The 4,831-nt window shown below is 70.4% G+C and carries 7 protein-coding genes and 2 pseudogenes; 5 read left to right on the top strand and 4 right to left on the bottom strand.

Going from position 1 to position 4,831, the window contains the following annotated elements:
* Window positions 1-203: hypothetical protein (locus tag GJ634_RS14120; protein WP_157503502.1), on the bottom strand; the 203-nt coding region annotated here is incomplete at its 3' end.
* A gap of 94 nt (window positions 204-297) precedes the next feature.
* On the opposite strand from GJ634_RS14120, the gene GJ634_RS14115 reads away from it, so the two are divergent.
* Window positions 298-777, top strand: coding sequence for an RNA-binding protein (locus GJ634_RS14115; RefSeq protein ID WP_157503501.1), 480 nt, complete (start codon window positions 298-300; stop codon window positions 775-777).
* Here GJ634_RS14115 and GJ634_RS14110 read toward each other — a convergent pair.
* The gene (locus GJ634_RS14110) at window positions 774-1,445 is read right to left on the bottom strand and encodes a DUF1028 domain-containing protein (RefSeq protein WP_331714192.1); all 672 of its coding nucleotides are present in this window, start codon (window positions 1,443-1,445) and stop codon (window positions 774-776) included. The two genes, GJ634_RS14115 and GJ634_RS14110, sit on opposite strands and share 4 nt — an antisense overlap.
* A 241-nt stretch (window positions 1,446-1,686) precedes the next feature.
* On the opposite strand from GJ634_RS14110, the pseudogene GJ634_RS17030 reads away from it, so the two are divergent.
* The 4 genes and pseudogenes from GJ634_RS17030 (at window position 1,687) to sepF (ending at window position 3,926) form a co-directional block, all read left to right on the top strand.
* Window positions 1,687-2,854 (top strand): annotated as a pseudogene (locus tag GJ634_RS17030) (YeeE/YedE family protein).
* Window positions 2,855-2,892: 38 nt separating this feature from the next.
* Complete coding sequence (locus GJ634_RS14100; RefSeq protein WP_157503500.1) at window positions 2,893-3,186, top strand: sulfurtransferase TusA family protein; 294 nt, start codon at window positions 2,893-2,895, stop codon at window positions 3,184-3,186.
* A complete protein-coding gene (locus tag GJ634_RS14095) occupies window positions 3,183-3,518 on the top strand; it encodes a rhodanese-like domain-containing protein (RefSeq protein ID WP_157503499.1) in 336 nt (111 codons plus the stop codon). Before GJ634_RS14100 ends, GJ634_RS14095 begins: the two co-directional genes overlap by 4 nt.
* Before the next feature lie 51 nt (window positions 3,519-3,569).
* Window positions 3,570-3,926, top strand: coding sequence for a cell division protein SepF (gene sepF, locus GJ634_RS14090; protein ID WP_157503498.1), 357 nt, complete (start codon window positions 3,570-3,572; stop codon window positions 3,924-3,926).
* Between the two features lie 24 nt (window positions 3,927-3,950).
* On the opposite strand, the gene GJ634_RS14085 is transcribed toward sepF, so the two are convergent.
* Both GJ634_RS14085 and GJ634_RS15665 read right to left on the bottom strand, forming a co-directional pair.
* Window positions 3,951-4,346: a DUF5611 family protein gene (locus GJ634_RS14085; RefSeq protein WP_157503497.1), complete on the bottom strand. Its 396-nt coding sequence runs from the start codon at window positions 4,344-4,346 to the stop codon at window positions 3,951-3,953.
* A 37-nt stretch (window positions 4,347-4,383) separates the two neighbouring features.
* Window positions 4,384-4,831, bottom strand: a pseudogene (locus GJ634_RS15665) (hypothetical protein); the annotation flags it as partial.

Raw genomic sequence — 4,831 nt, 5'->3', positions numbered from 1 at the left:
GCGCCCGCGGCTTCGAGGCTGGCTTCGAGGCCGCGCCGGGGCTGCTTGGCGAGCTCCCGGAAACACGGCTTGCAGAGGTACTCGAAGCGCTTGCCGTCGCGGTCCCAGCGGTCGCCGTGCTTGTCGTACTCGCGGGCGTCCTCGCGCGGGACGTCGGTCCCGCAGGCGATACAGGAGACGGCGTCGTCCCCGGACCCCAGCATGTGCGGGTGTTAGGCGCCCCCACACTTAGCGATTTGCCCGGCGGCCCCGGGGAGGAGCGGCGGTTTTAAGCGTGGAGCCGCCCGAACCCACGGTATGGAAGTGTCCTCTCGCCACCACCTGCGGAGCGACGCCGTGCGGGAAATCGCCGACGCGCTCCGGGAGGGGCTGGGCGTCGAACTGGACGCCGACTCGTACGAACTCGTGGAGATCGCCGACGAGGACTTCGACGTCGTGCTCGTCGACGGCGACCCGCTCGTCTGGTACCCCGAGGGGGAGCCGTTCGTCACCGTGCAGGGCGCCAACGAGACCGACCCGTCGACGGGGGTCGTCACGGTCGACGCGGGCGCCATCTCGTTCGTCAGCGACGGCGCGGACATCATGCGCCCCGGCATCACCGAGGCGGACGCGGAGATCGAAGCCGGCGACCTCGTGGTCGTCGAGGAGGAGAGCCACGGGAAGGCGCTGGCGGTCGGCCGCGCGCTCACGAGCGGCGACGACATGGTCGGCGACTCCGGGAAGGTCGTCGAGAACCTCCACCACGTCGGCGACGAGCTCTACGAGTTCACGGTCTAGTCCTCGTACCGCTCGAGCGCGTCCTCGTACCCCTGTTTCGCGAGCCGGTAGGTCTCCCGGAGGTCGACGACCGGGTCCTCGCTGGCGTCCACGCGGAGGTCGTCGTAGTACGGCTGGTCGTCGGCCCCGGTGTCGACGACCTTCACGGCCGCGCTCTGAACCGTGAGGTCCTCGCGCTTGTCACCGCCCGCGGCCTGCCCCGCGCCGAGCGCGTCCACGAGGCGCTTCGCGAGCGGCTCGTCGCCGAACGCGACCTCCTCGTACTTCGCGGCGGTGCGCGCGACGACCGCCTCCCCGGTGAGGAGGTTGCCGGCGACGGTGTAGTTGTCGCCAATCGCGTGCCCGAACCAGCCGTTGCACTCCTCGCCAGAGAACGCGAACTCGCCGTCCCGCCCGACGCCGTGGAGCTGGCGGCTGGGGCTGCCGTCGTCGGCGTTCAACAGGCCCTGCAGGGCGTCCTCGACCCCGAGGCCGTCCGCGAGGTATTCGACGCCCTTCGACCCGAGGCGCTCGTTCGTGAGACTCTGCGTGGCGACCGCGCCGTACTCGTTGACGTGCGGGCAGGGGACGCCCACCGCGGGCAGCCGGGTGGTGACCGCGACGCCGAAGCGGTACTGCTGGTCGCCCGCGTCCTCGTAGGGTTCCCGGACGCAGATGCTGAAGGTCACGCCCGGACCCACGCCCGCCGGCGAAATAAGCTCCGTCCTCCGGCGCGCTCGCCGCCGGGACGCTCCGGAAGGCGTGGTACTTGCCGCCGTCTGTGTCGCGGCCACGCGACGCGAACACCCGAATCGCGGACGGCAGCGCCTGACGGCGAGCGCTTCGGCCGTCTCGCGGCGTCGCGCACCCGGGCAGGGATTCCCGATTCGGCGCCCGTTAACTGGCTCGAGCGCCTGGACGTGAGACACAGTGAACAGTCTGCTCGTCGCAGCGGTCGTCGGCTCGGCCTCGGGGTGTTCCTCCAGAAGGGCCGGTTCTGCTTCGTGAACGCCTTCCGGGACTTCTTCGCGTACAAGGACTCCCGGGTGACGAAGGGCGTGCTCGCGGCGACCCTCATCACGATGGTGTTCTGGGGCATCGCGTACCAACTCGGCTACTACCAGGGGCTGTGGACGCCCGCGTGGGGGCTGACCGGCCTCGTCGGCGGGTTCATCTTCGGCGTCGGCATGACGTACGCCGGCGGCTGTGCGAGCGGCACGCTCTACCGCGCCGGCGAGGGCTACCTCCAGTTCTGGCTCACGCTCGTGTTCATGGGCGTCGGCTACGCGGCGTTCACCGTCGCGTTCCCGACCCTCCAGAGCACGTACTTCGGGCCGCTCCAGTTCGGCGAGGGCGTCAGCCTCTTCACCATCTCGCCGGTTCCCGCGGGGCTGCTCGCGCTGCTCGTCGCCGCCGGCGTCACGCTCGTGTACGCCACGCTCGTCGGCCGCGGCGCGACGAAGGGCGACCCCGAGGAGCGCGCGACCGTCGCGTCCGCCCAGCCGTCCGTGCTGCTCGCGCCGGTCGTCGCGCCCGGCAGTTCGCCCGCGGCACCCGCCGGTACTTCCGCGGGCTCGTCGACGCGTGGCGGACGCCGCTCGCGTCCAGCAAGCGGCCGTGGGACCCGCGGACCGCCGCGCTCGGCATCACCGCGGTCGCCGTCCTCTGGTTCACGCAGGTCTCCATCGTCGGCGTCACCGGCCCGGAGGCGCGCTGGACGGGCTACCTGCTCCAGCAGGTCGGCGTCGACGCGGGGAGCTTCGAGTACTGGGGCGCCATCCTCTTCCGCGGCGCGGGCGTCGGCGTCACCACCGACATGGTGATGATCGGGTTCGTCATCGTCGGCGCCGGCCTCGCCGCCGCGTGGAGCGGGGACTTCTCGCTGCGCGTCCCGAAGCGCCGGCGGCTCCCGAACGCCGTCGTCGGCGGCTTCATGATGGGCGCCGGCTCCCGGCTCGCGCCCGGCTGCAACATCGGGAACATCTACTCCGGCATCGCGGAGCTGTCGGTCCACTCCTTCGTCGCGGCCGCCGGCATCGTGCTCGGCGTCTACGCGATGACCCACTGGATCTACCGCGAAGTCGGCTGCGCGATCTGAACCACCGAACAACCACCAGCGAACACACTTACACACTCATGCCATCCATCGACGACGTCACCGACGCGCCCGACGAACTGTCCGACGACGAAGCCGAATCGCTGTTCGAGGAAGCCGACGAGGTACAGGACATGATGGGCGAGGTCTGCCCGTACCCGCAGGTCGAGGCGAAGAAGGGCCTGCAGGACCTCGACGAGGGCGACCTCCTCGTCCAGGAGACCGACCACGTGCCCTGCACGGAGAACGTCCCGCGCGCCGTCGGCGACGACGCCGACGCCCGCGTCTGGCGCAGCGGCGACGGCGTCTACCGCATCTACCTCGAGAAACAATGAGCGGGGACGTCGACACCGTCGACCCGGAGGCGGTCCGCGAGCGCATCGACGCCGGCGACGACGACTTCGACCTCGTGGACATCCGCGAGGGCGACGCCTACGAGGACGGCCACGTCCCGGGCGCCGAACACCTCACCGTCGACGAGCTCGAGGACGTGGTCGCCGAGCGCGACTGGAGCGAGGAGGTCGTCGTCTACTGTTACGTCGGCCAGACGTCCGTGCAGGCCGCGCGCCTCGTCGAGGAGTACGGGAACGCCGACGCGGTCGCGAGCATGGACGGCGGCTACGAGGCGTGGGCCGAGGACGTCGAGCCGCTCGCGAACGCCGACTAGGCGAGGCGTCTGACGCAAGAACTATGCCCGCGGCGGCCCCCTCTTTTCGCCATGGGCTTCATGGACAAGATTCTCGGCGGGAGCGGTAGTTCCACCGAGGATTACGTGGAACTGGACGTCGACGACTTCGACACCGAGGGCGGCGAGGCGAGCGTCACCGTCCACATCGCCGAAATCGACGGGCAAGAGGACGTCATCGCCATCAAGGACGCCGTCTACGACGGCGACGTCGTCATCGCGGACATCACGCGACTCCGCACGGAGGACCGCACGGTCGAACACGTCGTCGACGAACTCCGGCAGGTCGCCCAGGAGGTCGGCGGCGACATCGTCCAGAAGGGCGACGACCAGCTCATCGTCGTGCCGAACGGGCTCGCCATCAGCCGCACGAAGCTCAACCGGCGCTGAGTTCTCGCAGAAGTAGCGGCCGAGTTACGCGACGTCGTCGGGCGCGTCGGGGTCGTCCTCGACGGCGCGCTTCATCGAGTCGCGGCGGGACTTCGCGTCGCGGCCCGTGGCCTCGAGCAGGAAGTCGTTTTTCGCGTCCACGGCGTCGGCGGCGGCCTCGGCGTCGCCGTCCGCGATGACTTCCTCGGCGGGGCGCTCCTCGAAGTCGACCGCGAGCTTGTCCTTCTTCCCCGAGTACTCGACGGCGCCCGCGGTGATGCGCTCGAAGACCGGGTTGTCGGGGTCCTCGACGACGTAGAGGTCGCTCCCCTTGTACTCCTCGGTGCCGGAGACCTCGCCGAAGTAGTCCTCGATTTCGGCCCGGAGGTCCGGCATCCGCTCTTCGAGGTACTCGCCGCGTCGCATCTTGTACTCCTTCATGAACGCGAGAAAGACAGCGAGGGGTTTAACGGCTTCGTCACCGGTCTTCGGCCAGATAGCCGCGCTGGCACTCCGGACAGATGTCGCCGGCGCGCAGGCTGGAGCCCGCGGCGTACCGCTCGAAGCCACACTCCGGACAGTACAGCGCGAAGTCGAGCTCGTCGGCGGTCTCGTCGGTCTCCAGCGGCCCCGCGCTCGTGAACCCGGTGTCGGCCTCGACGGCCTCCTCGTCGCCGAACTCGAAGGTCGACTCGTCGGTCTCGGTGGCGCTCACTTCCGCGTCCGCGTCGACGGACTCGGTGGCGTCGAACCCCTCGTCCTCGCCGTCGGCGTCCGGCCACTCGCCGCGCCCGCGGTCCGTCTCGGGCGCGGGCTCGGGCTGCGAGTCGGCCTGCTGGTCGACGTACTCGGTCTGGGCGCCCGACTCGGCGTCGGCGCCGCCCGCGTCGACGACCTCCGCGTCGTCCTCGACCGGCTCGGGGTCG

This window comes from Halobacterium sp. CBA1126 (assembly GCF_009741975.1).
Taxonomy (GTDB): domain Archaea; phylum Halobacteriota; class Halobacteria; order Halobacteriales; family Halobacteriaceae; genus Halobacterium.
This window is presented reverse-complemented; position numbering and strand designations above follow the sequence as displayed.

Excerpts from the sequence above, each read along its gene's own strand:
- GJ634_RS14115 (WP_157503501.1), top strand. The coding sequence starts at position 298 with ATGGAAGTGTCCTCTCGCCACCACCTGCGGAGCGACGCCGTGCGGGAA.
- GJ634_RS14100 (WP_157503500.1), top strand. The coding sequence starts at position 2,893 with ATGCCATCCATCGACGACGTCACCGACGCGCCCGACGAACTGTCCGAC.
- GJ634_RS14095 (WP_157503499.1), top strand. The coding sequence starts at position 3,183 with ATGAGCGGGGACGTCGACACCGTCGACCCGGAGGCGGTCCGCGAGCGC.
- sepF (WP_157503498.1), top strand. The coding sequence starts at position 3,570 with ATGGGCTTCATGGACAAGATTCTCGGCGGGAGCGGTAGTTCCACCGAG.
- GJ634_RS14085 (WP_157503497.1), bottom strand. The coding sequence starts at position 4,346 with ATGAAGGAGTACAAGATGCGACGCGGCGAGTACCTCGAAGAGCGGATG.